This is a genomic window from Sphingobacterium siyangense, assembly GCF_007830445.1.
GTDB lineage: Bacteria > Bacteroidota > Bacteroidia > Sphingobacteriales > Sphingobacteriaceae > Sphingobacterium > Sphingobacterium siyangense.
In genome coordinates this window covers 25,061-50,767 of the sequence record NZ_VLKR01000015.1, presented here as the reverse complement: position 1 = coordinate 50,767, position 25,707 = coordinate 25,061, and the positions used below count along the sequence as shown (strand labels likewise).

Genomic DNA, 25,707 nt, shown 5'->3' with positions numbered 1-25,707 from the left:
TTTTACCAGTATTTTTGGTTAGCAGTTCCGTAGAGTTCAAGCACTCTTTGGGTGTCGTTTTTCTTTTTCGCCCGCAGGTAGCTTACGGAGATGTTCTTATTGGTATAGTAGCGTACCAAGCTGTGGTAGTCCTTTACTTCTTTGTACACACGGTCAATAATATCCATACGCTCCTTGTCGTTCAGCGAAAGGCTGGAAGCCGTTATAATCTGTTTCAGCTCTTTCAGCAGTTCGGTACTCTCATTGAGCAGTGCCGCATAACCGTTGCCGATGGCAACCAGTTCCTGCGGTTTGAAATTGGGGTCGTTCATCATCTTTCCGAAATTGGTTACATACATTTCGGACACATCGCCCACCAGCAAAACCGTTTGCTGCACCTTGCGGGCATCTTTCACAAGGTTGTTGATGGCTTGCAGCTTGTCATAATATTCCTTGCCCTGCTCATACACTTTCTTAACCTCGTTGAAGTTTTTAATCACATTGCTCACGGTGGAAGAAGTCTGCACGATTTCATTCGCACTGTTGAGAATACCCGATGCCAGGTTGGTCGGGTCGGTTACTACCCATTGGGCTTTTGCAGACGGTGCTACGGCAAATAGCAGTGCCGTACACACCATAAAAAGAAACTGTTTCATTGTTCTGAATTTTAAAATGTTAATGACTATTGATTTACTTTGTCCCGCCTTTGCATAGCGATATGCTTGATAGCGAGTTCTACGTTACCGTCGAGTTCTGATGCGAGCTGCATCACTTCCATCTTTTCGGTTTCTTCGGTTGTGTAGGCGAGGTATTCCTCCAAACTCACTTCGGTGGCATAGACTGCCGAGTGCGTACCACCTAAGCCAATCCAAACCTCTTTGTACAGTCGGCTTGGGTCATTGTTCATATTGATGGAAAGTACCTGCCCTTTCTCCTTGTCGGTCAGACCGAGCATCGCCTGTATATCATCGAACTTGTTCATATACTTGCGCTGGTCCAAGAGGATTTTACAGTCGGAGTTGTTGATGATACTTTCCTTGACGATAGGCGACTGGATTATATCATCGACCTCCTGCGTGACGACTATGGCTTCCCCGAAAAATTTTCTGACAGTTTTAAACAAATATTTTATGTATTCTGCCATTCCCTCTTTGGCTATCGCTTTCCACGCCTCTTCAATCAGGATGAGCTTGCGGATGCCTTTAAGCCGGCGCATCTTGTTGATAAAGACCTCCATAATGATAATCGTGACGATGGGAAAGAGGATTTTGTGGTCTTTTATCGCATCAATTTCAAACACAATGAAGCGTTTGGATAAGAGGTCTAACTGCTTGTCGGAGTTCAGCAGGTAATCATACTCGCCACCTTTATAATAGGGTTCGAGTACGTTGAGGAAATTGGCAATGTCAAAGTCTTTTTCCCGTACCTGTTTTTCTTCGAGTACCTTACGGTAGTCGCCCTGTACATACTCGTAAAAACCATTGAATGACGGGTACACATCGTTCGTTTTGATACGCTCGATATAACCGCTTACCGCATTGGACAATGCTACTTCCTCCGACCTTGTGGGCGGCTCGTCATCACGTTTCCACAGCGTGAGTATCAAAGTCTTGATACTTTCCCGCTTTTCGATGTCGAACACGCCGTCGTCCGTGTAAAAAGGGTTAAAAGCAATGGGGTTATCTTCGGTATAAGTGAAGTAAACGCCGTCTTCGCCTTTGGTCTTTCCCTTGATGAGTTCGCACAATCCCTGATAGGAATTACCCGTATCCACGAGCAGTACGTGAGCACCCTGTTCAAAATACTGTCGTACAAGGTGGTTTGTGAAAAACGATTTACCCGAACCAGACGGACCAAGAATGAACTTGTTGCGGTTCGTGATAATCCCACGTTTCATCGGCAAATCGGAAATATCCAAATGGATTGGTTTTCCTGTCAGGCGGTCAGCCATTTTGATACCGAACGGCGAGGGCGAATTGTGGTAGTTGGTTTCTTCCGTGAAGAAACACAACGCAGGCTCAATGAATGTGTAAAAACTTTCCTCACTCGGAAAGTCGCCCGCATTGCCGGGCATTCCTGCCCAATACAAGGTTGCCACATCCGTAGTATTGTGACGTGGCTTACACTCCATCAGTGCCAACGCGCTACCGCAATCGTTCTTCAACTGTTTGAGCTCCGCAGGGTCTTCCGACCAAGCCATAATGTTGAAGTGCGCACGGATAGAAGAAAGACCGAACGAATGTGCTTCATTCAGATACCGTTCTATCCACTCTTTGTTGATTTGGTTAGCACGGCTGTATCTTGCCAAAGAGTGCATATTCCTTGCGGACTTCTCAAACTTTTGCAGGTTGTCTTCGCTGTTGTCCAGAAACAGGTATTGGTTGTAGATGTGGTTACAGCTAAGGAGCAAGCCCACTGGTGCTGCAAACGACAAACGGCAGTCGCTCCGGTCGGTGGACAATTTTTCAAAACGGGTATCTGCCGATACGGTTCCGGGCAAATCGTCCGTGTCTGATAAGGTATGCAATGACAGCTTTTTGTTTCCGATACGGACTTCTTCCGCTCCCAACCCGATGTCCTGCATCGGAGTTCCGGCTTCCCTTGATAACGTAAGGTATTGTTCCAGCAATCCCTGTTTTTCATCTGTACCGATGATGTCATCTTCGGTCAGGCGTTGCAGGCTTACAAAGCCGCTGTCGTTTACGATACGCTCAAACTGTGCCACCGCTTCCATAAAGCGGTGTATCGTTTCCTTGTTCCTGATTTCCTTTGGTATCAACGTGCCTTTGCAAAGCGATGAAAAATTGCTTTGCATACGCATACGCTCTTTGGTGGTCTTGGTCAGGAACAAATAACAATAGTGGTTCAGGAACGGCCGCTCATTGAAATGACGTTGGTAGGACTTAGCCAAAAAGCTCTGGTCTTCCTTTGCCAAATCGGGAGCGTAGCTCTCTTTGATGTACCAATCTTGCTTATGGATTACCGTAAAATCGGGCAAGGTCTTGATAGCCTTGTGCCAGGCGGAGTGTATGGCTTCGTATTCGGCAGAAGCCACCGTAAACAATTCGGGCAAACGCACTTCAAAACAGGCGGTAATGTCCGCATCTTTGGAAAGGATGCAATTGTTCTCTACTGCCAGGAGTGGAAATTTACTTTCCAGCGTGGTGGTTTTAGATACATTTCTCATACGGCTTTCTGTTTAGGCGTGAATTTTAAATAGCGGTGTACAGACTTGCGGCAGATGATGTAGCGGGGATGCCGTTTATTGGCTGCGATTTTCATCAAACCGTGTTCACCGTACTTCCTGTTTAGCGAAAAGGTCTGCCACACAATGAGCGAAGCACCGCCCGCACCGAGCAGCAGGCAGATGTAAGAGTTTACGCCCGCCATATACAGTATCATCACGAGGATGAGTGTACCGAGCAGACCCCCTGCGAAGATGAACAGGTATTGTGCTTTTAAGCCTTTAAATTCCACAGTCCTGCCAATGCCTTTATTGATATTGTAATTCATAAGGCAAAGGATTAAAGGAAGAATGAACGCAGAATGGTAGCCGCAACAATCAGGAAGATACACGCACCGAACCAGCTTGCCGCCGTTTTGGAGGTGTCGGGGTCGCCTGAACTGAACTTGTTGTACACCTTAACGCCGCCGATTAACCCAACCACAGCCCCGATTGCGTAGATTAATTGGGTTGCGGGGTCGAAGTAGCTTGTTACCATTTGGGTAGCCTCGTTGATACCTGCCGAGCCGTTTCCCTGTGCGAACGCACCAATTCCTGACAGCATCGCTACGGCTGCCAGCAAAACTTTTTTTCTCTGTTTTTCCATAATTGAAACACATTAATTTGTTAAGTCAGCCCACACCTTGCGGGCTTTTCGCAACAAAGGTGTTCCGGAAAAAGAGGCGTTACCGTAAAGTGGCAGTCAAAGGAAGTGTTTGGCTTTCAGTGGCTTTACAGTGAATGTATAGGGCATAAAAAAACGCCAAACTTTTTAGGGTTTGACGTTTCATTGTTTGAGGATTTTATGGGTGGTTTTCATATAAACTCCCCAATGTCAAAATCACTCAAATCATTTTTCTGCAAGGTGGAAGAACCGGCTTCCGTTTCAGTAGAGAGTGTGCTGTCCAAAAGCTCGGCAATTTTTCGGGAAGCACCCTCAATGGAATTTTCCAGCAGGCTGAATAATTCGGTTCCCTGTAATCTTTGAACTATGGCTGCCGCTGTTTCCTTTTGGGCTGCTTCCAATTTTTCTTTTTGGAGCAACACCCCCACGGAGCTTAGTTCTTCAAAGGTAACCCCCTGGGCAAAACCGTCATCGCCACCGGATGTTCCGTACCTGTTCCATTCTTCTTCCTCTTCCTCAAAATCAGGCATATTACTGAAAACTTCGTCCAGCTCTTCCTGCGGAATTTGAATACCGACGTTTTCATTTTCGTCGTATTCGATGTCTAAATTAGCGGGGCCGAACGCCTGTTCCTCTATTTGGCGTTCATTGGCAGTGTTTGGCGGCGAAAGTCGTATTACGGGTTTGGGCTGCCCCATAATATCGGGCAGTTTCGGATTGACTTTTTCCTGTTTGGGCTTTTGTTTCGACCTTTTATGAATGACAATCTTATCCTGCAACAGCAGGGCAATGACTATCAGCAGGCATATCACGATTAGTATTTCCATAGCCTAAAAATTTAGCTTCTCTGAATTGTTATAGACTTCCCTCATTTCAGCCCCGAAATCATCAAAATGATGTTGTAGCAGATTGTGTAGATAATCCGCAAGCGTGAGCTTTCCGCCACCGAGCATAAACACGAGCTGGCTTAGTTTCTGATGAAATTCTTTGCTGATATATACTGTTTTTCCGTTCCGTGCCAAAAATGTTGTCGGAGTAAGAAATTTGGATTTGTATTGAGCCGTGCGTAATGCTTTTTCCAGCTTTTGCTTTGCATTTTTCATAATCGGATATTTTATAAAATGGGTTTAAAACGTTCGTTGAAATAATCTGTAATATCATCGCCAAACTCCCTGAAGTGGTGTTCAAGGATGTTATCAATGTACGAGTAGAGGGTTGTTTTTTCCTCCCTTGTCAATTGTACGATGCGGAGCAACCGTTCGTGGTATTCCGGACGAATGTAAACGACCTTGCCACTACGACCGGACGGAAACCGATTGACCAGAAATGTTTCCTCGTAGTCCGCTTTCTTTGATGTGCTACTTCTGATTTTTTCTTTGGGCTTTGCCTTGATTTCCTTTGGCTCTGGCTCTTGCTGATTATTTTGGATTGGAACAACAGGCTCATCGCCACTGATGATATTCATTAAATAATCCTCATCGACATCAGGCTTTTTAAAATCGTTGTTCTTGTTATCTGTACTCATAGTTATCGCTTTTATAGATGAGTGATTTTTAAAAATTCCTCCATAAACAAATCCATTTTCGTTGCTTTCAACAATTGCGGTTCGGCTGGCAGCAAACTTGACCTGAACACATAAGTTTCGGTGTCGTCCGTTTCCTTCCGGAAACGCTTGCTGTCCATTATCCTGGTTTCCATTATGGGCAGGTTGAGTTGTTTGATGACACTTTGATAAGCCTCATATAATCCCGTTTTTTCCCTGCCGTCCACCTGGTTCCAGAACAGCCATAACTCTTGCTCATCATTACCCTCAATGGTTTTCGGAAGTTCAAGAAAGGCTTTGGTAAAGCCCAATGTGCTTTCCACCACTAAGCGGTCGGCGGTTATGGGCGAAAAGATAAAATCCATCATTTTCAAGGTGGTCAGTACACCTTTGGTATTGGCAGTTCCAGGCAGGTCAAAGAAAATAACATCGGGGACAATAGCCGACTGTCCGATATACTCTGATGCTTTTTCCAAAGCATATTCGGCTTTGCTTTTGATAATCGGGTATGCCTTTTTGTTAATGGTCTGGAACTGCTTCATTGCAGCCTTTTTATGATACTCATTCTGCATTAAGGTCTTCTTATCCCGTTCACGCATATTGGTAAGGCTGTGTTGCGGAAAGTCGCAATCCATTACCAAGACATTATAACCTAACCGGTAGTGCAGCACACTTGCCAGCAAGGTGGTCATCGTAGATTTTCCCACACCGCCTTTTTGGGTGGAAAAGCTGATTTTTAAAGTTTTCTTTGTTGTTTCCATTATTTAAAAATTTATTGTTACATACTTTATTTGTTTAGCAGGTTTGAATATTCCTTTGTTCCAATATTCCTGCGTTGTTTTACAGGAATAAGCCTGCATGTTTTTTTGCTTTTCTTACAGTCTTGGCAGGTATGTTTTTGGGCAAATGGTAAACTTCACAAAAGGCAAAATGCTTTACCGCTTTTATGCTTTTATAGTTTTATGCTTTTAAAACCTTATGCTTTTATTCCACACTACCTGTACGCAAATCCTGCTTTATTCCCTGTTTAAATACATTTTTTCCTGCCTGCTCTAAAACTATAAGGCAAATAAAGCGAATGATTGGCCTGCTGCTTGAAGTGTGGCAGTGTTTGGCGTTCAAAGGCAGTGTTTGTCCGGGTATTGCCTTGCAATACTCTCTGGAAGAGGTCATTACTTTGTGTAATGAATTTAATTAACGGATTTATGCAAAGGCATCTTGACAAAATGGACACGAAACAGGACGGCATCGGGCCGTTTTTCCCTGTTACATTTAATCCGTCACGTAGTGCGGATTTTTGTGTTCACCGGAACACGGCAAGTTGTGTTTTGAGCATCTCGAAAAGATTTCCGATGCTCAAAACAACTTGCCCTTGCAGGGGGCAGAAAACGTCCTCCGAAGTCGGCGTTTTTGTATGAATTATAAATGGATTAGTGATGAATGATAACAGCAAAAAGCAGTTAAAAAAGACCGGACGTCCTCTTAAAAACGACCCTGCGAAAATCCGGTACACAATTTCCTTTAACGAGGAAGAACACGCCCGCTTTCTTGCCCTGTTTGACCAATCGGGTATGCAGGTTAAGGCACATTTTATTACGTCCTGCATCTTTGACAAGACAATAAAATCCATAAAAATTGACAAAGGAACGGTTGATTTTTATATGCGATTGACTTCGTTTCACAGCCAATTCCGCTCTATCGGGGTAAATTATAACCAGGTTGTAAAGCTGTTGTACAAGAATTTTTCGGAGAAAAAGGCATCGGCTTACCTGTACAAATTAGAAAAACAGACGGCTGAAATGGTAGAACTGTTCAAAGAAATTGTGGAGATAACAGCGGAATTTGATAAAAAATACCTGAAAAAACAGCCGTAGAAATGATAGCGAAGATTGGTAGAAGTGCAAATTTATACGGTGCGTTGGCGTACAACAATCTGAAAGTAGAGAATGAAAACGGGAAGATTTTGTTTGTCAATAAGATTATTGAAACCGCAAATGGTCAATATTCCGTAGCACAATTGGCTCAATCTTTTGCTACATATCTGTTGGCAAACCTCAATACAGAGAAACACACACTGCATATTTCGCTTAATCCCGACCCGAAAGACGAGGTTAGCGATGACAAGTTTCGGGAAATGGCACAGCAGTATATGCAGGAAATGGGCTACGGCGAACAGCCTTTTGTAGTGTTCAAACACACGGATATTGACCGAAGCCATATCCATATTGTATCGGTTTGTGTGGACGAGCAGGGCAAAAAGATTTCGGATAAATTCGAGAAAATGCGGTCTATGAACCTATGCCGTGAATTGGAAAGAAAGCACGGATTGTTACCCGCAACGGATAAAGAACATAACCAGACCGACAAGATTTTTAAACCTGTGGATTATCGGGCTGGCGATGTAAAGAGCCAGATTGCTTCAGTTGTTCGCCACCTGCCAAACTATTATCAATTTCAGACGTTGGGAGAATATAATGCCTTGCTTGCCCTGTTCAATATTACCACTGAAAAAGTGGAGGGCGAACTGCATGGGAAGCTCCAGCAGGGTTTGCTGTACATTCCCTTAAATGAAAAAGGCGAAAGAGCCGGACACCCATTCAAGGCTTCGCTTTTCGGAAAAAACGCAGGGCTTCCGGCTTTGGAACGGCATTTTGAGAAATGCAACACCGCTTTGAAAGACCACCCGACCAAACAGACCCTAAAAGCTGCCATTACCATTGCCCTGAAAACCACGAGCGATGAGCAGCCTTTTAAAAAGCAATTGGCAGAACAGGGTATTAACGTAGTAGTGCGCAGAAACGATACAGGTCGTATTTACGGTATGACGTTCATTGACCACAATTCCAAAACGGTGTGGAACGGCTCGCGATTGGCAAAGGAACTTTCTGCCAATACCTTTAATAACTATTGGAACAATAACATTAAGCCCGACATCAAAGAGCCTCTTACACTCCAACCGAAAATATCAATACCAAAAGATACGGACGATTTACCTGCCGAAGAACCACACCATTTATTTGACTTCTTACATACCGAAAAACACGAAGACGGTTTGATTGAAGCATTGGGCGGCTTATTGCCCGAAGCCCAGGGTGAAGATTACGAGGAACAGGACTTTGCCAATAAGATGAAAAAGAAACGAAAACACAAAAGAAGTCGATAGTAGCCAATTGGGCTGACCATTTGAAAGGAAATCATTTGATGTCAGACAGTTTACGATAGCTCAGGTATGACACTACCAGTATAGCCAATACCACAATGGGTGCAACGGTATGGAAAGCATTATCGCCAACCACGATATGGGCAATAATTGCTGAAACAAAACTGATTGCCAAACCAATGTAAGACACATCTTTCGCTAAGCGAAAAGGCAGCCAAATGGCAATTGCTGCAAGGAATTTGGCGATGGCCAATTCTATCCTGAAATAATCGGGAAAACCTAAATGCTCAAATGCCCATTTCAATTGGGGATTTGTCAGATAAGCATAAGTAGAAAAAAGCATAGCGAAAGATATAAGCCCAGTCGTAGCATAGTAGATAGTTTTTGTTGTCTTCATTTTTTATCTGATTTGATAATACAAATTTACGTATATTTACTAACTAAACATTAGTAGTAAACTAAAGGTTAGTAGTAATATTAAGGTTATTACAAATGAAATTATGGAACAAAAAATAATGTATTCAGATACGCAGTGTGCAAAAAATATAGACGCAGTTGAAGACGCCCTGTATGTATTGGGCGGAAAATGGAAATTGAGGATAGTGATAGCACTAATAAGCGGGCATAACCGATTTAATGAACTGCAAAGGATAATCAAAGGAATTTCGGCAAGGGTGCTTTCCAATGAGTTGAAGCAATTGGAATTGAACGGTCTTGCAAAAAGAGTGGTACAAGCCGACAAAACACCCGTTGTAGTAGAGTATGTTCCCACAGAATATGCGGAAACCCTCAAAGACGTAGTTGCTGCATTAGCCGATTGGGGTCAGAAACACAAAAAAAAAATTACTTCTCACGAATAAATGTAAAGTGAATGATGCCTCAATGATATTTTGAACTCACTTTATTGCTACGTTCAGTAGTAACATCAAGCCAAACACCGCCACTTACCGCCAATGACTGCCACATTCTTATAGTCGGACTTCTCAGCCCATAAATTCACGCCCGAACATTAAAAATTTATAGAAATGCAGGGAGAAGACGACATCAGAGGGCTTGCAAAGATTATGGCTTTTATGCGGGCAGTAAGCATCATTATAGTATTGATGCACTTGTATTGGTTTTGCTACGGGTTCTTTATACATCGTGGCTGGACATTGGAAATCATCAATAAGATTTTAGGGAATTTCAACCGGACGGCAGGCTTGTTTGAACATACCTTATATACCAAAGTTTTCGCTTTGGTATTGCTGGCTTTAAGCTGTTTGGGAACAAAAGGCGTTAAGAATGAAAAAATTACTTGGAGCAAAATATATGTGGCTTTGGCCATCGGTTTCGTCCTGTTCTTTCTGAACTTTCCATTATTAAAGCTACCACTCAACACGGCTACATTTCTTTATGTCCTGACCACAGGCTTAGGCTATATCGCTTTAATGGTTGCAGGGGTTTGGATGAGCCGTTTGCTCCGTACCAACCTGATGGACGATGTTTTCAACAACGAAAACGAGAGTTTCCAACAGGAAACCAAACTGATGGAAAACGAATATTCCGTCAACCTGCCCACCAAATTTTACTACAAAGGTAAATGGAACAACGGTTGGATTAACGTAGTCAATCCTTTCAGGGCATCCATCGTGTTGGGAACTCCGGGTTCGGGTAAATCGTATGCCATCGTAAACAACTACATCAAACAGCAGATTGAGAAAGGGTTCTCAATGTACATCTACGATTTCAAGTTCGACGACCTTTCTACCATTGCCTACAACCATTTGCTGAAGCACAGGGATAAGTACAAAGTACAACCCCAATTTTATGTAATAAACTTTGACGACCCACGCAAAAGCCACCGTTGCAATCCGCTCAATCCGGACTTTATGACGGACATTTCCGATGCGTATGAAGCAGCCTACACCATAATGTTGAACCTTAACCGTAGCTGGATACAGAAGCAAGGGGATTTTTTCGTGGAAAGCCCAATTATATTGCTTGCTGCCATTATCTGGTATCTGAAAATCTATGAGAATGGCAAGTATTGTACATTCCCACACGCCATTGAATTATTGAATAAAAGGTATTCGGACGTGTTCACAATTTTAACCTCATACCCTGATTTGGAAAATTATTTGTCGCCCTTTATGGATGCTTGGCAAGGTGGCGCACAAGACCAGTTACAAGGTCAAATCGCATCGGCCAAAATCCCACTATCAAGGATGATTAGCCCGCAACTGTACTGGGTAATGACAGGCGACGATTTTTCATTGGACATCAACAACCCGAAAGAGCCAAAGATTTTGTGTGTGGGTAACAATCCCGACCGCCAAAACATTTATTCGGCTGCATTGGGTTTATACAATTCAAGGATTGTAAAATTGATTAATAAAAAAGGACAGTTAAAAAGTTCGGTCATTATTGACGAGTTGCCCACAATTTATTTTCGGGGCTTGGACAACCTTATCGCAACTGCAAGGAGTAATAAGGTGGCTGTGTGCTTAGGCTTTCAGGACTTTTCGCAATTAACCCGTGATTACGGCGACAAAGAAAGCAAGGTTATCCAAAATACAGTCGGTAATATTTTCAGTGGTCAGGTTGTTGGCGAAACAGCAAAGAGCCTTTCGGAACGCTTCGGAAAAGTATTACAGAAACGCCAAAGTATGACCATTAATCGAAACGATAAATCTACCTCTATTTCCACACAGTTAGACAGCCTTATACCTGCTTCCAAAATTTCAACTTTAACACAAGGTATGTTTGTCGGTTCTGTATCGGATAACTTTGATGAACGTATAGAGCAAAAAATATTTCACGCTGACATTGTGGTGGATAATGAAAAGGTAGCAGCAGAAAGCAAAGCCTATCAGCAAATACCGCAAATCTTATCTTTTGTAAATGAGCAGGGCGAGGATAAAATGAAAGAACAGATTGAAAGCAACTACCGTCAGATTAAATCCGATATTCTGCATATTATTGGAACCGAAATCGAGCGTATCAAGAACGACCCGAACTTACAGCATTTGGTGCAACAGGAATGATATCAACAATTGCTTAGAATTATACTATCCACCAAAGTATGAAGTTGATTACATATTGATTAATTATGTAAACACACAACTTCATCTTACACCTCCGCATTCAGCGAACCATCAGAATATTTTTGAAAAAACTCGTTTTTGTAAACCGTGCCAATCGGAATTTCAAATTCGTCAATATAAATGGTGTGGTTGTCAAACGAATTGATGTGATTTTTATTCACCACATACGATTTGCTTACACGCATAAAAATATCGGCGGGAATTTTTTGATGAATGGTTTTTAAATTCATTGCGGTAATCAGCTTTTGGCTTTCGCTGTAAAGCACCACATAATCTTTTAATCCTTCAATGAATTTAATCTCATTGAAATTAATTTTGTAAAACCTTCTGTCCGATTTTATAAATAAAAAATGGTCGGTATTGGCTTCAATGGTGGTTTTTACTGTTTCTGCCGAAAGTAATTTTTGATACGCAACGGCTTTGTCAATGGCTTTTTTCAGTCGGTTTTTTTCAATGGGTTTCAGCAAATAATCTACGGCATCGAGCTCGTAACTTTTTAGTGCATATTGTGAATAAGCAGTTGTAAAAATAAGCAGCGTTTGCTCGGGAAGTAATTTGGCAAATTCTAAACCGTTGAGCATTGGCATTTCGATGTCGAGAAAAATAAGGTCGATTTTGTGGTTTTTCAAAAATTCGAGTGCGGTAACGGCATTAGAAAACTGTCCGACGATTTCAAGAGCCGATACTTCCTGTATCAGCGATTGCATTTCCTCTCGTGCCAAAGGTTCGTCGTCTATAATAATACTGTTCATACAGGAAGCGTTAAGGAAACAATGTACTTGTTTTCGGTTGAAGTAATTTCTAAATTGTAATTATTATTGTATAGCAATTCGAGGCGGCGTTTTATGTTAGCAAGACCCAAACCGCTATATTTTTCGTTAGGAACAAAATAATTTTCGCTTTTAGAATTGGTACACACAAAATACAGTTTTTTATCTTCAAATTTAAATTCAATATTTATAAACGCTTCTTTTCCACTGATGTCAACACTGTGTTTTACGGCATTTTCTACAAAAACCGTAAACAAATTTGGCGGAATTAAAATGGTGTGCAGCGTGTGTTGGTCAATATTATTTTCCAAAGTAACGATTAAATTATCACGGCGTATTTTTTCCAGATTTATAAAATTAGACAAAAAGTTAATTTCTGCCGAAAGCGGTGTTTTTTCTTCGTTGTTTTCGTACAATTGATACCGCAAAAATTCCGATAATTTCATAATTACGGTAGTTGCGGCTTCGGGATTGGCACGAATAAGTGCCTTTACATTGTTGAGCATATTAAACAAAAAATGTGGACTGATTTGGTTTTTTAGCTCGTTGAGTTCCATATTCAGCGTAAGTTTTTGCAGTTCGGCAATCTGCTCGTTATCTTTTACCCATTTCTGAAAGAGTTTTACCATAGTAGAAACCATAAGAAAAGGGGTGGAAATAAAAATAGCATTAAAATATTTAAAAAGTTCAGCATCTTCTTTGCGATGCATGTCTGTGACAATAGTGGGTTCTAACCAAACAAATGTTCTGGCTAAAATATCTATCCCAATAAAATTCACTCCAACCAACAGTATAAAGTAAATGATATATTTCCCTTTGAAAAAAAGCGGGACTAATAAATACATATTGATATAAAACATAGGAACAAATACCAAACACACACACAATACCCAAATATTTTCATTGTTGCTTTCCGGAATTTGTTTGTATTTAGAATTAAAAAGGAAGAAATAAAAAACACCTAAAAAGAGCAAATGTCGCCAGACCCGGTATTTTTTCAATACCAGAAAGTTGACAATTCGTTGGTCTTTGGTCTGTTGGCTGATGATGTTCATAGATTACAAAGTTAAGCGATTAGAAATTGTTACCGATAAACATTATACAAACCCTGCGTTTTATTATACCAATTTAGGTTTTGTATAAAAAATACGCTGTTTGGTATAAAAACAAAAGAGCGTACAAATATCCTGAGTTTCTTTGCACTTTAATTTTTAATCCTAAAAATATGGATTTAATAGCTTTTGAAAACTGGGTAAAACCAATTGAAAATTCCGAATTAAACGATAAGAAGAAAGATCGAAGAATAATTCAGATTGTAGATTTAGGTTGCTTCATTGAGGCGTACAATCCTTCGTTGGAAATTCTGGATTGTTCAAGTTATCAAATCTGCATCGTGAATGATAACGGAACGAAAACCGGCATTCTCTTTTGGGATTTGAAAGAAGTGAACCGAATTCATAAATCCTACACCCGATTTTTGGATTATTACAAACGCCAAACCGGTATAGAAAAACTCTGGCTCGTTTTTGTAGATGAACGGCATAGTATGAATGTGAGAACCATCAATCAATTTATTACGGAAAAGTACATCAAGCCTTTTTGCGATAAAATTTTGCTGCTCCGTTTTTCCCATTCTGCTGTTTATGAATTGGGGTAATTTAAGAACAATCGGAACAAAGTCAACTATAAAAAAAACAAATGAACAAAGTAAAAATTTCGCTGTTGGTATGTGTTTTAGTAAGCCAAATTTGTGTTGCTCAACAAGCCAAAAACGACAGTATCACACAAGGTGTTATCGCCTATCTTGCGGGCAAATTTGCCGCAGCACGTCCGTTGAATGTGGAATACACGCACACGTTTCCGCACGATTATTCACAGGGCGAAGCCAACCGTTTTTCGCAGGTTTATGCCAGCAGTACTTTTAGTTTTATTAAAAAACCAAAATGGGTTTTGGGAGCAACGCTCGAATACCGCTATCAAAATCTTGATGCCGATTATACCGATGAAACTTCGGGCATTTCCACTTCTATAAACGATGAATTTCATTATCATCAATCGTCGCTTAACTTTTTGTATTTCTCAAAATTGTTCAACAAAATGGTCATTTATTCGGCAAATGTTTCCGTTGACGGAAGCGATAAACATTTTGAACGCATCAAAGGGATGGCGGGTGCTACACTTTTGCTGAAAGCCGATGCACGAACCAAAATGGCAGTGGGTTTGATTGCTAACATCGACCCAAGTGTGCAATTTCCGGTAATTCCCGTTTTTACTTACGAGCGAAAATTGGACAACGGTTATGCGTTTGATATGACGTTGCCGCAACGTTTGTATATTCGAAAATATTTCCCGAAAAAAAGCCGGATTTCCATCGGGTCTGAACTTAACAAAGGAGCAGATTTTTATGTGTACAATCTAAATCCGGCCAATCCGAAACAAAAATTTGAATACCGCCAAATCGACTTATACAACGGTTTGGTTTATGAACGACTTTTGGGCGATAATTTTATTTTAACCGCCAAAACAGGAATGCGTGTAGCCATAGGAAGCGGACTTTTTGACAAGGAAGAATCGTTGGGAGATGCCGAGATAGAAACCAAACCCAAACCTGCTTTTTATGCCAATGTAGGTTTATCGTTTAATCCGTTCATTAAAAAGAAAAAATAGAAAATGGTAGCAGTTTTCAAAACAAATGTTAAGTATCAAAAAAAGGCAGAATTTGTATTGTTAGTACTTTTGGCAGAATTTCCAAATGCAAAAATTAATTTCGATTTAGAAGACTGCGATAAAATCCTCCGCATAGAAGGCACCGGTTTTTCGCCCAAAGAAGTGCAAAGGTTAGTACAAAACCTAAATTATACTTGTGAGGAGTTGGAGTAAAGTACGAAAAGAAAGGCTTTTGTTTTTATCATTAACAAATTAAGGTTTAAACTTAAATCCTTAATGGTTTTGGAATTTTATTAATATTGTTGCGATTAAAGGATAAAAAAATGAAAATACATCTGCTGATTATTTTATGCTTTGTAACCAATCTGTTGTTTGCCCAGCAGCAGGGAGAACGTCCCAAAATCGGGTTGGCACTGAGTGGCGGAGGCGCAAAAGGCTTGGCACATATCGGCGTTTTGAAAGCCATAGATTCCGCAGGTATCAAGGTTGATTATGTAGCCGGAACCAGTATGGGCGCAATTGTAGGCAGTTTGTATGCGGTGGGTTACAGCGGCAACGAAATTGAAGCTATTGCCCATAAGCTCGATTGGAACAAGATACTGTCCAACAAATCTTCTTATGATATGCTGATACTGCCGCAAAAAAGAAACTCCGGGAAGTATCTGGAAATTCCTTTAATTGAAGGAAAATTCTCTTTTCGTAAAGGTATTATAGAATCCAATGAACTTTGGCTGACATTCAACGAACTACTGTTTCCTTATCTCGCAACCAAGGATTTTTCCGACTTTAAAAGAGCATTCCGTTGTATGGCAGCCGACATCGAAACGGGAGATTTAGTGATTTTAAAAAGCGGAAATATCGCCCAAGCCATTCGGGCCAGTATGGCAATTCCGGCGGCGTTTACTCCTGTTACCATAGACGGCAGAACGTTGGTTGACGGCGGAATTGCAAGAAATTTTCCGGTTTCGGAAGCAAAAGAAATGGGAGCGGGTGTGGTCATAGGCAGTTCCGTGGCAAGTCCTTTGTTGAAAAGCAACGAAATAGACAATCCTTTTCAAATGGTGTCCCAGCTTGCATTTTACCAGGAGAATAAGGATTTTCAGGAACAGGTAAAGCTGGCTGGCATTCTCGTAAATCATCCGATAGAAGCATACAGTGCTTCCAGTTTTTCTTCTTCGGATGACATTATAAAAATAGGTATTGAACAAGGAAAAGCACTTTATCCCCGCCTTATAAAGCTCAAAGATTCGCTGGATGCGATTTATGGTAAAGAGCCATTGCAACCACATCCGGACACAGGTTTTAAAAAGAAAAATGAAGTTTTCGTTTCAAAATTTACCACAACCGGATTGAGTGAAAAGGAAAAGGGATTTTATCTGAATGTTTTGGGATTTTCAGACCATAAAATGTATTCCGCTTCTTTCTTATCCGACAGGATCAGGAAAGTTTTCGGTGCCGGAATTTTCCGGAAAATCAATTACGAATTAATTCCCGATGTCAACAGCGACAGCTACACAATTAATCTTTTATTTGAAAAAGACCCGCAGCATGTTTTAAAAACAGGCTTACACTATAATACAGAAACCGGAATTGCCTTGAAGCTCGCTTTTTCGATGTTTGGCGTATCCAATCCCTTTACAGAAACCAGCATTGAAACATCTATCGGGGAAGCGCCCCGTATCCGTATCGGGAATATTTATTTCTTTAACCACAGAAGAAGCTGGTATTTGGAATCTTCCGCAAGCGGTGCATTTACCGATATGTCTGCCTACAACGAAAAAATGGATAAAGTAGGGCTGTACAATCAAAGACACCTGAAAGTGGAAGCAAGTATAAACAACCTTGTTACCAATAATTTTTTGATAGGAGCCGGTACCCGATATGAATATTTGAAATACAAGCCTAAAATAAAAACCGTTTTGGAAGCAGAAGGCGAACTGGGATTTGTAACCTCTTTTGCTAACCTGCGTTTCGACAATCGGGAAAATAATTCTTATCCGAACAGCGGCAATAAAATAGATGTAGAAGTTGGATTTAATTATGCGCAACATGCTGATTTTACGTATGACGATGGAACGACGTCAGGTACACAGCATCAAGACAGCTTTGGTAAAAAGCCTTATTTCAGTCTTCGCTACTATTCATCACATCATCTTCCCGTAGGCAAACATTCGTTTTTTCTGAAGCTCAATTCCGGGATTCATTTCGGGAATAAACAACCTGTGCTAAACGATTTTATCATCGGAGGTAACAATGCCGTGATACGCAACCAGATACTCTTTGCCGGATTCCGAGCCAATGCGGTGTCCAGTTCCAGCGTTATCTCGCCACAGTTGGGATTTCAGTACAATTTCGGTGCAAATTTAGTTGCCAACGCCATCGTTAACTATCTGAAATACGATTTTGTGAAGACCAATTACATCATAGATGCAAACAGAAAAAACGCTGTGTTAGGAGCCGGTCTTGCCATTGGTTACAAATCGTTTATCGGCCCGTTAGAAGCGGTGTTTATGTACAATAACATTAGCGATAAAATAGTCCCGAGTTTCAACATCGGTTATGCTTTGGATTTTTAATCAACTAATTACCTGATAAGATTAATAACACAGTGAAACGCCTATGTAAACATTTAACAAAAAGTGATATGTGCATTATGGTGTTCCATTCGACCAAATAAAAAATATACGAATGAAAGGCAAATTAATGTTTAACCATATAAAAGAAGTTGTTTATGTAGCCGTGGTCTGGATACTGATTACCGCTTTCTTTCTGTTTATAAAATTCAATGACCTGCCGGACGGTTGTCTTTATGAAATGTATGCTGTGCCGGAAGCTTTGACTAAGACCTCCCGCCACCAATACCAAATTACTTTTTTCATTGTTGTGCCATTGGGAATCATATTCGGAATCCTGCATACATTCGTATATCCAGCATTCAGGCGAAAAAAACCATTGGTGGTTGCATTGCTGCGGCTTTTGATTTTTGCCACGCTTACTACACTGGTATATTATATTGCTCTTTTCTTCTCCGGGCAAGATGCGATGATGCACAGCAAAAGTCTTTTTGATGTTTTCAGGCGGAACACTACGGAAACCATCATTATTTATATGCTGTCAACAGAATACATAGCTGGATTAGTAATTTTGTTGAGACGTAGTTTGGGAGGAAATTATCTGTACCATATCGTGAAAAATACATACAACAATCCAAAAGAAGAAGAACGTGTATTTATGTTTCTCGATATGGAAAATTCTACTCCGTCAGCACAACAACTGGGGCATCTTAATTTCAGTAAATATGTGCAGGATTGTTTTTGGGATTTGTCGGACATCGTATTGAAGTACAACGGAGAAATATATCAGTATGTAGGAGATGAAGCGGTCATTACGTGGAAAGTAGCAAATAATTTTAAATTCAAACAATGTATCGACCTGTACTTTGCTTATAAAGATTTACTCAAACACAGAGAAAGTTTTTACCAAAAGAGATATGGCATTCAACCTGCGTTTAAATGTGCCATTCACAGCGGAAAGGTATCTGCCGTAATGGTAGGAAATTATAAACGGGAAATCGCTTATCACGGTAATGTTTTAAATCTCTGTGCCAGATTACAGGCCGCCTGCAAAGAAAATGAAGCAGATATGCTATTGTCTGAAAATTTTTACAACCATATAAAAAATCAGAGCGAATACACCATAGACACCGTAGAATTACTCAACCTAAGAGGGATTGAAGGGCTTCAAATGGCGTACAAGGTTTTTAAAAGCAAAAATACTCAAGAGTGCTAAATTAAATATTATACAATAAACCGAATAACTAAATGACAGAATATTTTCAACAAGTAGTTGATGAATTGGAAGTACAGTTAAAAGACCTAACCTATGAAGAAGATAATTTTATAGTATGCTACGAAAAGGCCATATCCACGATTTTAAAGGAGATTGTTGGGCTCAAAAAATATATTTTAGAAAAAGGCTTTATGAACGAACAGGAAGAAATCCTTTTCTTTAAACGGTTGAAACCTGTTCTTCTGTCAAAACTTATCTATTATAACACAATTTATAAAATAGAAACCAAGAAGCCCTTCGGTGGCGACAAAACAATAAAGAAATACCTGCATAACGAACTTGCGAAGCTCAAAAGATATTTTGACAACAACCTTGATTTTTACAAGTATTACAGAACGAACAGCACCTATCTTGACCATAAATATTTTTTGCGGGGTAAGCACGATATTAAATTAAGTTTAGACACTTTTTACTTTGAAGCAGACCACTACTTTTCTACTTCACACGATTACAAAGTTGCCAAAATACTTGCCAACGATTTGATACAAGTCTATTTAGAAGACCAGCTCTACAATACGAACAGGAGCAAGAAGCAAGTGCCGGCAATATTGAACTGGACCGGAAGCAAAACGGCTTTAACCGAGTTGATTTATGCCCTGCATTCACAAGGCGCATTTGACAACGGGAATGCGGATATTAAAGTTGTTGCCAAAACATTTGAAACGGTCTTTAATGTTGATTTAGGAGATTTTTACCATACGTTTATGGAACTGAAATCCAGGAAGATAAATCGTACCAAATTCATTGACAGTTTGCGTGATGCTCTAATCAGGAAAATGGACGAACTGGACGAGCAATAACTATTGTGATTACAATATCCCTCTCGGTAGATGGATACCTTTTGTCCGTACAATACTATCCGAAATCTGCGGAGCTTCTTTCGGTTTTTCCACTTGTTCCGTAGGTTCTTCCTTGGTTTCGGGCGTGATAGATAGCTGTATTTTCCGCTCCACGGAAGCCAGTTCTGTTTTGAGTTCGCTCAACCGGTTTTCCTTAGACCAGGTTCCATTAATCACTTCCTGAAGAATGGGTACATCCTTTTGAATTTCGGTTATTTTCTTTTGCTCCTGTTCGATATAGCCCGGTATCTTTTCCAATGCGTTAAGGAAATTCATAGAAGCCAATTTTTCATCTTTGGCAATGATACCGTTATTGTACGTGTATTTGATGTTGCCTTCGCCCTGTACCAAAAAACGGTTCACCCGAATATCCACGCCCTCTTTTTCGGACGTTTCCGTTTTTACCAAAAGCTGGAAACCGTAGAGGCTACCGATTTCTTCATAATCCCCACCAGTGCGGGCTTTGTCCGCAAGCTGATTGAGCTTTGCACCGATTTGTTTGATGTCCGCATTAGGCGGCAACCCGTCCAACTGAACAGGATTGGCAATAGTACCGTCAGAATGTTTTTGGATACGCCCTTGCAGGTTGTTCCAGTCGAGGCTCATTCGGTCAAATCGGGATTGAGCCTTTTCCAGTTCTGCGGTATAGTCTTCCAATTTATATTTAGCACTGAATTTAGAACGGTTGAATGCCTGTTTTTCGCTTTCCAGCCCGGCAATCTGTTTTTCCAATTTCGCTTTGTCCAACAAATCCGTATTTCCCGAAAGGATAGCCACATATTCCGAAAAATTCATTCCCGATTTTTCGTCCATACTGCCCTCGTCAATGGTTCGTTTGCCGAGATTATTGGTTTTTAACTGGTCTATAAATAACTGTTTATTGTACAGCAGGTTGAACTTATAGCTATCCAATGATTTTTCTACGGCATAGATAATCACATCTACTTTGTTATCGGCAAAGAATTTGGCAATTTCATTGCCTTTGCGGATTGCCCGACCGTCCCGTTGGGCAAGGTCGGACGGTCGCCACGGCGTATCGAGATGGTGAACGGCAACGGCTCTTTTCTGTGCATTGACACCTGTACCTAACATACTCGTTGAACCGAACAGTACACGGATTTTGCCATCGTTCATTCCTTTAATCAGTTCCTTGCGTTGCTTGTCGTTTTTCGCTTCCTGTATAAACCGGACTTCGTCTGCGGGTATGCCGTGGTCTTCAACGAGTTTGCGTTTTATTTCAGAGTACACGTTCCATTCGCCGGGCTTATAAGTTCCCAAATCGGAGAAAACGAACTGCGTTCCTTTCTGTGCGTTGTATTGGTTGTAATATCGGGCAATGTTATTGGCACAATGCGAAGCCTTGTTGTCGGGGTGGTCTTCGTACCTGCCGCTAACCATACGCATATCGAGCGACATCTTACGGGCGTAATCCGTGGCGATGAGCATTTTTGCTTTTTCTTCGCTTTGCGATAAAGGCGGTCTGCCGAGCAAGGTAGCGTTGCCCGATTTGGCAAACTCCATTAGCTTTTGGATAAACACTTCCTGGTCGGGCGTAGGCGGTATGTTATACAGCACCTCGTTCTTAATGGGGCGGTCAATGCCTATATCCTTTGCCGTGCGGTAATCCGTGATTTCGGAATAGAATTGGGCAAGCTCCGGTACTTTGATAAAGTATCGGAAACGTTCTTTTGCCACAATATTATTCGCCACCGAAAACTCATAATCGGTCGTTTTCCTTGCATAGATAGCCGCCCACGCATCGAAAGAATGGATACCTTGCTTTTCCATTGCCCGTGGTCGCAGGTATTTGAACAGGAGGTACAATTCCGTTAATGAGTTACTGATAGTTGTACCCGAAAGAAAGGTTGCTCCCATATCCGCATTGATGCGTTCCTGAATGGTACGGATTGCAAAAAGCAGGTTCATTGCCTTTTGGCTGCCGTCCACATTGCCCAACCCGGCAACCCGTGTATGCCTTGTGTTGAACATCAGGTTTTTGAACTGGTGGCTTTCGTCCACAAACAAATGGTCTATACCCATCATCTTGAAGTCCACCACATCATCTTTGCGGTTTTCAATGTCGTGTTCAAGGGTTTTGAGCTTTACTTCAAGGTTTTCTTTCCTTTTGATTACTCCGGTAAGCATTCCCCTGGTTACTTCTTTCCCTTGTGCTTGGAGGGCATCGAGGTTACGCTCCACGCTGTCCAATTCTATTTCGAGGATTTCCTTTTGGATTTCGGGCGACTGCGGTATCATTCCGAATTGGTCGTGGGTCAGTATAACACAATCCCATTCGTTGTTTTTAATATCCCCGAAAATGCGCAGGCGTTTTTGGGGCGTAAAATCTTCTTTGCCCGGAAACAGGATTTTTGCGTGTGGGTAGGCGGTGCGATAGGCTTCCGCTATTTCGTGGACATTGCTTTTCAGCCCTATAATCATTGGTTTGTGTGCCAGACCCAAACGCTTCATTTCCTGTGCGGCGGTACACATTACAAGTGTTTTCCCTGCACCTACTTCGTGGTCGCAGATAGCACCGTTGTTCAGCTTAATCATCCAAACGGTGTCCTTTTGGCTTGAATACAGGTCTTCAATGCCTAATGCTTTCCGGTCTAATCCCGGAAAGTCCTGATGCGTTCCGTCATAGTTCGGGCGGACGAAGCAATTAAACGTGTCATTATATTGGTCGGTCAGCCTGGTTTTGAACTCATCATTTTGGGCGTGAAGCCAGTCGGTAAAGGCGGTACGGATTTCGTCAATCTTGGTATTCGCCATTTGTATGGCTTCCATATCCCGCACCTTTACTTCCTTATCATCAATCGTGATTTTTTTAGTAATATCAGGTACGGTATTGACAAGGGCATGTTTAAGCAGGGCAATCCCGTCAAACGTCCGGCTTTCGGCTTTGACGGCATATTTATCCCATATATGCACATTCTTTTGGTCACACTTAACGGAAAAATCATCGGCGCTTTCTGAATAATGGATATTTACGTTCGTATCAAACAGATGCGAAGCAAAACGGGCATAAATGCCTGTGGGTATCCACCGTTCGCCCAAATTAAAATCCAGTTCCTCAAATTCGATACGTCTTGGTCGGGCTTCTTCCAATACGATAAGGCTCGCTTTGGCTTCAGCATCATCGGGATTGTTTTCAATGTAGTTTCTTACCTCTTGGGCTTTTTCTACGACGTTTCCCGCAATCCAGCGTTCGGATATTTCGTATTCCTTTTGGAGCGGATTGTAGAAAATACGACCGTGCAGGGCATCTTTCAGCGAATCAGCGGTCATACCGCTGATTTCGGACATATAGCCCAAATCCACACTTCCGTATTTGTTCAGCGATGCCGCCAACGCTTCTTCGGGATTATCGGTTGCTATGGTTGCGGTAGAGAAACTTACGGGACGGCTGAATATATCTGCCTTGTGTACCACGCCACCAACCACACGCTCCAGATAAGGCATTTCCTTGCCCGCACTATCCGTCTTGATGAGCTTGATATTGTCGGCACTGTTGAGGTTGCCGTAACTTTTGACAAAGGCATCGTACAGGCGGTTAAGGGTTTCCCGTTCTCCTTTATGTTCAACCTGTTGCTCGGCTTCTTTGGTGTAAAGCTGTTGGTAAACATCACGCACACCAATATAGGCTTCGGCTCTTGCTTTCTGTAAGGGAGGTAATTGCAAAGGGTGGAAAACCGCCGTACCGTCTGCTGTATCTACATCTTGCAAATGACCGACCCAACCGTTATCCACTACAAGGCAGTCGTTACGGTGGAACGGTTGCAGTTCACCACTGTACGGAGCAGGTTCAGGAATAATATCGGGAACGGCTGGTTGAGCAATCTGGCCATTCCCATTTATTGCAGAAAACAGGTCGCCGATGACTTCCTGTTTTTTGCCATTAGTTGCCGCAACCCCATTAGTGGTTCCGTTAGAAACCGGAGGTGTATAAGGTTGCTGCGTTGCACTACTGAACAGGTCGGGCTGGCGACCAATATTGGCTCTTGATTTATTCGTGTTTTGCCTTTTGGCTTGTGTGCTTCTTTTAGGCGCAGCAAGAACTGCCACAGGTTCGTCCATATTTTCAAACAGGTCGAAAATGCTCAACTGTTTTAGTTCCTGCGGGCTTTCCTGAATGATTTTCGGAGTTGAAAGAAGTTGTGATTGTGGTTCCGGCTGAACGGTCACAGGTTCTATGACCGGAGCTGTAACCTTTGGCTCAACCGGAATTTGGATAACAGGCTCATCATTCCGTTCGCCTTTGTATAAACCCAAATTCAGGTATTTTCCAAAATCTTCGGAAAGCATTTGCTTCAAATCTTTGCCAATGCCGTCCACTCCGTTTTTGTGCGTATAGATGAGTGCCGGTTGCCCGTAAGGGTCAGTATCTAATTTACTATCGGTATGTACAACCCGGGCTGGATTTTCGAGAAGCACATTAACTGAAATGTTGTTGGGGTTGATATAGGTTTCACAAAAGCGGTTTTCTCTCCACGAGAGCATTTCCTTTCCTGTATTTTTTTGCAGGATAATCAGGTCGCTGCCGACCTCTGTGCCTGCATATTCCGCAAACAGGTTATTGGGTAAGCGTATAGCGGCAACCAAATCATTATCCTGCATCAACGCCCTGCGTATCGGTTCGTTCTTCGGACTGTTGAGAACGCCCTGTGAAGTAATGAAAGCCAATATACCGCCCTCACGGAGCATATCCGTTCCTTTCAGAAAGAAGTAATTGTGTATGCTTCGGGCAGCCTGCACACGGGCTGGGTCTTGTCCTCTTGAATAGGAAAGGTCAAATACAGACGTATCGCCAAACGGGATATTGCTGGCAATAACATCATAGCTGTTTTGTTCCTTTTCGGGTATTTCCTCAAAACCGCTTACACGGATATTGCTTTCGGGGTAAAGTTGTTTTAAGATTTTACCTGTCAGCAAATCCTTTTCATAGGCGGTAATATTGGCATTCTGATTTTCGGAAAAGGATTGTATGAACGTACCAATACCTGCGGAGGGTTCGAGAAATTTCTGAATATTGACACCGCTTTCACGCAAGGTTGTAGAAATCGCATATATGACCTGTGGCGGGGTATAAAATGCCGTCAGTACGGAACTTTTCATACTGTCCACATAACGGCGGTATTGCTTATCGTCCTGGGCGTTTTCTTTGAGTAGCCGGTGGAGTTCCTGCGTGAGTGGGAAAAGGTCGTGTTCCGTCTTTCTCCAATGGTTGATGTCTATATCTTCGGCTATGGGGTTAAGGACGAATTTAAGACCACCAAATCCGCTGTATTGCATCATTAGCAGTCTTTCGCCTACGGTGGCTTGTCGTTTCTCCTTTTCAAGTTTAAAAGCAATTCGCAGGGCATCAATGTTCTGTTGGAGATGTTGCTTTTTACTGAAGCCCATTTTCTTCTATCCATATTGCGATGGCTCCGGTTATTTCGGTATAGAGTAAATCAAACTCATAACTGTATGCGAAATCATCGGTTAGTGTATATCTTGAAAAAACAGGCTCGCAGACAGGGAACATTTTAAGGGCGAACGGTCGCAGTTCCTCGTCTGCCATCAGGGTGTCAAACTCATTGCATACTACCTGGAAAACGGTGTCGAATTTGGAGAAATGCAAGCCCTCGAAAAGAATGTAATTGGCTATCTCGTTGCATTGCTCAATGGCGTTTCCCGAACGGAACGCACCCTCGTATGCGTTGGCAGCCCACGAGGAACGCTGGTCGATAAATTTTTGGTCGTGTGCCTTTTCGGGGAAGCTGCTGCTTAGTAATTCTTGCAATCGTAATCTGAAATACGATAGGTCTTTTTGCTGTGTACTCATACTATAATTTTGTTTAGAATTTCACTTGAACCCTAAAATTATAGCGGTAGATAAGAGCCTTTGAAGAAGTGGTAGTGTTTGGCTTTGAGAGGCAGGATTTGGCGTGATAGAATGATTGTGAAAAAATCTGCTTACTAAA

The 25,707-nt window shown here is 41.7% G+C and carries 23 protein-coding genes; 10 read left to right on the top strand and 13 right to left on the bottom strand.

Annotated elements, in window-relative coordinates; translation table 11 throughout:
• Nucleotides 1-2: 2 nt before the first annotated feature.
• The 8 genes from IQ31_RS14360 to IQ31_RS14325 form a co-directional block, all read right to left on the bottom strand.
• The gene (locus IQ31_RS14360; protein WP_145328406.1) at nucleotides 3-635 is read right to left on the bottom strand and encodes a DUF4141 domain-containing protein; all 633 of its coding nucleotides are present in this window, start codon (nucleotides 633-635) and stop codon (nucleotides 3-5) included.
• A 26-nt stretch (nucleotides 636-661) separates the two neighbouring features.
• Nucleotides 662-3,166 carry a TraG family conjugative transposon ATPase gene (locus IQ31_RS14355; protein WP_145328405.1) on the bottom strand — a complete coding sequence of 835 codons (2,505 nt, stop codon included), beginning with the start codon at nucleotides 3,164-3,166 and terminating at the stop codon, nucleotides 662-664.
• On the bottom strand, nucleotides 3,163-3,492 hold the full coding sequence (locus IQ31_RS14350) for a DUF4133 domain-containing protein (protein WP_145328404.1): 330 nt from the start codon (nucleotides 3,490-3,492) through the stop codon (nucleotides 3,163-3,165). The genes IQ31_RS14355 and IQ31_RS14350 overlap by 4 nt, the downstream gene beginning before the upstream one ends.
• 11 nt (nucleotides 3,493-3,503) lie before the next feature.
• Nucleotides 3,504-3,809 carry a DUF4134 domain-containing protein gene (locus IQ31_RS14345; RefSeq protein ID WP_002979435.1) on the bottom strand — a complete coding sequence of 102 codons (306 nt, stop codon included), beginning with the start codon at nucleotides 3,807-3,809 and terminating at the stop codon, nucleotides 3,504-3,506.
• A 209-nt stretch (nucleotides 3,810-4,018) separates the two neighbouring features.
• The gene (locus IQ31_RS14340) at nucleotides 4,019-4,654 is read right to left on the bottom strand and encodes a conjugal transfer protein TraD (RefSeq protein ID WP_145328403.1); all 636 of its coding nucleotides are present in this window, start codon (nucleotides 4,652-4,654) and stop codon (nucleotides 4,019-4,021) included.
• 3 nt (nucleotides 4,655-4,657) lie between these two features.
• Nucleotides 4,658-4,930, bottom strand: a complete 273-nt coding sequence (locus tag IQ31_RS14335; RefSeq protein WP_145328402.1) for a DUF3408 domain-containing protein — start codon at nucleotides 4,928-4,930, stop codon at nucleotides 4,658-4,660.
• An 11-nt stretch (nucleotides 4,931-4,941) separates the two neighbouring features.
• Nucleotides 4,942-5,352: a DUF3408 domain-containing protein gene (locus IQ31_RS14330; protein WP_145328401.1), complete on the bottom strand. Its 411-nt coding sequence runs from the start codon at nucleotides 5,350-5,352 to the stop codon at nucleotides 4,942-4,944.
• A gap of 11 nt (nucleotides 5,353-5,363) precedes the next feature.
• Nucleotides 5,364-6,131 carry a ParA family protein gene (locus IQ31_RS14325; RefSeq protein WP_145328400.1) on the bottom strand — a complete coding sequence of 256 codons (768 nt, stop codon included), beginning with the start codon at nucleotides 6,129-6,131 and terminating at the stop codon, nucleotides 5,364-5,366.
• A 675-nt stretch (nucleotides 6,132-6,806) separates the two neighbouring features.
• On the opposite strand from IQ31_RS14325, the gene mobA reads away from it, so the two are divergent.
• Both mobA and mobB read left to right on the top strand, forming a co-directional pair.
• Nucleotides 6,807-7,244: a conjugal transfer protein MobA gene (gene mobA, locus IQ31_RS14320; RefSeq protein ID WP_145328399.1), complete on the top strand. Its 438-nt coding sequence runs from the start codon at nucleotides 6,807-6,809 to the stop codon at nucleotides 7,242-7,244.
• A 2-nt stretch (nucleotides 7,245-7,246) separates the two neighbouring features.
• Nucleotides 7,247-8,533, top strand: coding sequence for a conjugal transfer protein MobB (mobB, locus tag IQ31_RS14315; RefSeq protein ID WP_145328398.1), 1,287 nt, complete (start codon nucleotides 7,247-7,249; stop codon nucleotides 8,531-8,533).
• A 31-nt stretch (nucleotides 8,534-8,564) separates the two neighbouring features.
• Here the strand turns inward: mobB and IQ31_RS14310 are convergent, their stop codons facing one another.
• Entirely contained in the window at nucleotides 8,565-8,927 is a 363-nt protein-coding gene (locus IQ31_RS14310) for a DoxX family protein (protein ID WP_145328397.1), read from the bottom strand.
• Between the two features lie 103 nt (nucleotides 8,928-9,030).
• Between IQ31_RS14310 and IQ31_RS14305 the strand changes: the two genes are divergently transcribed.
• Complete coding sequence (locus tag IQ31_RS14305) at nucleotides 9,031-9,390, top strand: winged helix-turn-helix transcriptional regulator (RefSeq protein ID WP_145328396.1); 360 nt, start codon at nucleotides 9,031-9,033, stop codon at nucleotides 9,388-9,390.
• Between the two features lie 165 nt (nucleotides 9,391-9,555).
• Nucleotides 9,556-11,556 carry a conjugal transfer protein MobC gene (mobC, locus tag IQ31_RS14300; RefSeq protein ID WP_145328395.1) on the top strand — a complete coding sequence of 667 codons (2,001 nt, stop codon included), beginning with the start codon at nucleotides 9,556-9,558 and terminating at the stop codon, nucleotides 11,554-11,556.
• Nucleotides 11,557-11,642: 86 nt separating this feature from the next.
• Here mobC and IQ31_RS14295 read toward each other — a convergent pair whose 3' ends face one another.
• A complete protein-coding gene (locus IQ31_RS14295) occupies nucleotides 11,643-12,368 on the bottom strand; it encodes a LytR/AlgR family response regulator transcription factor (RefSeq protein WP_145328394.1) in 726 nt (241 codons plus the stop codon).
• Nucleotides 12,365-13,441, bottom strand: coding sequence for a sensor histidine kinase (locus IQ31_RS14290; protein WP_145328393.1), 1,077 nt, complete (start codon nucleotides 13,439-13,441; stop codon nucleotides 12,365-12,367). Before IQ31_RS14290 ends, IQ31_RS14295 begins: the two co-directional genes overlap by 4 nt.
• A gap of 170 nt (nucleotides 13,442-13,611) precedes the next feature.
• Between IQ31_RS14290 and IQ31_RS14285 the strand changes: the two genes are divergently transcribed.
• The 6 genes from IQ31_RS14285 to IQ31_RS14260 all read left to right on the top strand — a co-directional run bounded on the left by IQ31_RS14285 (nucleotide 13,612) and on the right by IQ31_RS14260 (nucleotide 19,702).
• Nucleotides 13,612-14,043: a hypothetical protein gene (locus IQ31_RS14285; RefSeq protein ID WP_145328392.1), complete on the top strand. Its 432-nt coding sequence runs from the start codon at nucleotides 13,612-13,614 to the stop codon at nucleotides 14,041-14,043.
• 41 nt (nucleotides 14,044-14,084) lie between these two features.
• Nucleotides 14,085-15,053, top strand: coding sequence for a hypothetical protein (locus tag IQ31_RS14280; protein ID WP_145328391.1), 969 nt, complete (start codon nucleotides 14,085-14,087; stop codon nucleotides 15,051-15,053).
• Nucleotides 15,054-15,056: 3 nt separating this feature from the next.
• Nucleotides 15,057-15,266, top strand: coding sequence for a hypothetical protein (locus tag IQ31_RS14275; protein ID WP_145328390.1), 210 nt, complete (start codon nucleotides 15,057-15,059; stop codon nucleotides 15,264-15,266).
• Nucleotides 15,267-15,376: 110 nt separating this feature from the next.
• Nucleotides 15,377-17,629, top strand: a complete 2,253-nt coding sequence (locus tag IQ31_RS14270) for a patatin-like phospholipase family protein (protein WP_145328389.1) — start codon at nucleotides 15,377-15,379, stop codon at nucleotides 17,627-17,629.
• 112 nt (nucleotides 17,630-17,741) lie between these two features.
• Nucleotides 17,742-18,842: an adenylate/guanylate cyclase domain-containing protein gene (locus IQ31_RS14265; RefSeq protein ID WP_145328388.1), complete on the top strand. Its 1,101-nt coding sequence runs from the start codon at nucleotides 17,742-17,744 to the stop codon at nucleotides 18,840-18,842.
• Nucleotides 18,843-18,874: 32 nt separating this feature from the next.
• A complete protein-coding gene (locus tag IQ31_RS14260) occupies nucleotides 18,875-19,702 on the top strand; it encodes an RteC domain-containing protein (protein ID WP_145328387.1) in 828 nt (275 codons plus the stop codon).
• A 9-nt stretch (nucleotides 19,703-19,711) separates the two neighbouring features.
• On the opposite strand, the gene IQ31_RS14255 is transcribed toward IQ31_RS14260, so the two are convergent.
• Nucleotides 19,712-25,144: an N-6 DNA methylase gene (locus IQ31_RS14255; protein ID WP_145328386.1), complete on the bottom strand. Its 5,433-nt coding sequence runs from the start codon at nucleotides 25,142-25,144 to the stop codon at nucleotides 19,712-19,714.
• Nucleotides 25,131-25,568 carry a DUF1896 domain-containing protein gene (locus IQ31_RS14250; RefSeq protein WP_145328385.1) on the bottom strand — a complete coding sequence of 146 codons (438 nt, stop codon included), beginning with the start codon at nucleotides 25,566-25,568 and terminating at the stop codon, nucleotides 25,131-25,133. The genes IQ31_RS14255 and IQ31_RS14250 overlap by 14 nt, the downstream gene beginning before the upstream one ends.
• Between the last annotated feature and the right edge of the window lie 139 nt (nucleotides 25,569-25,707).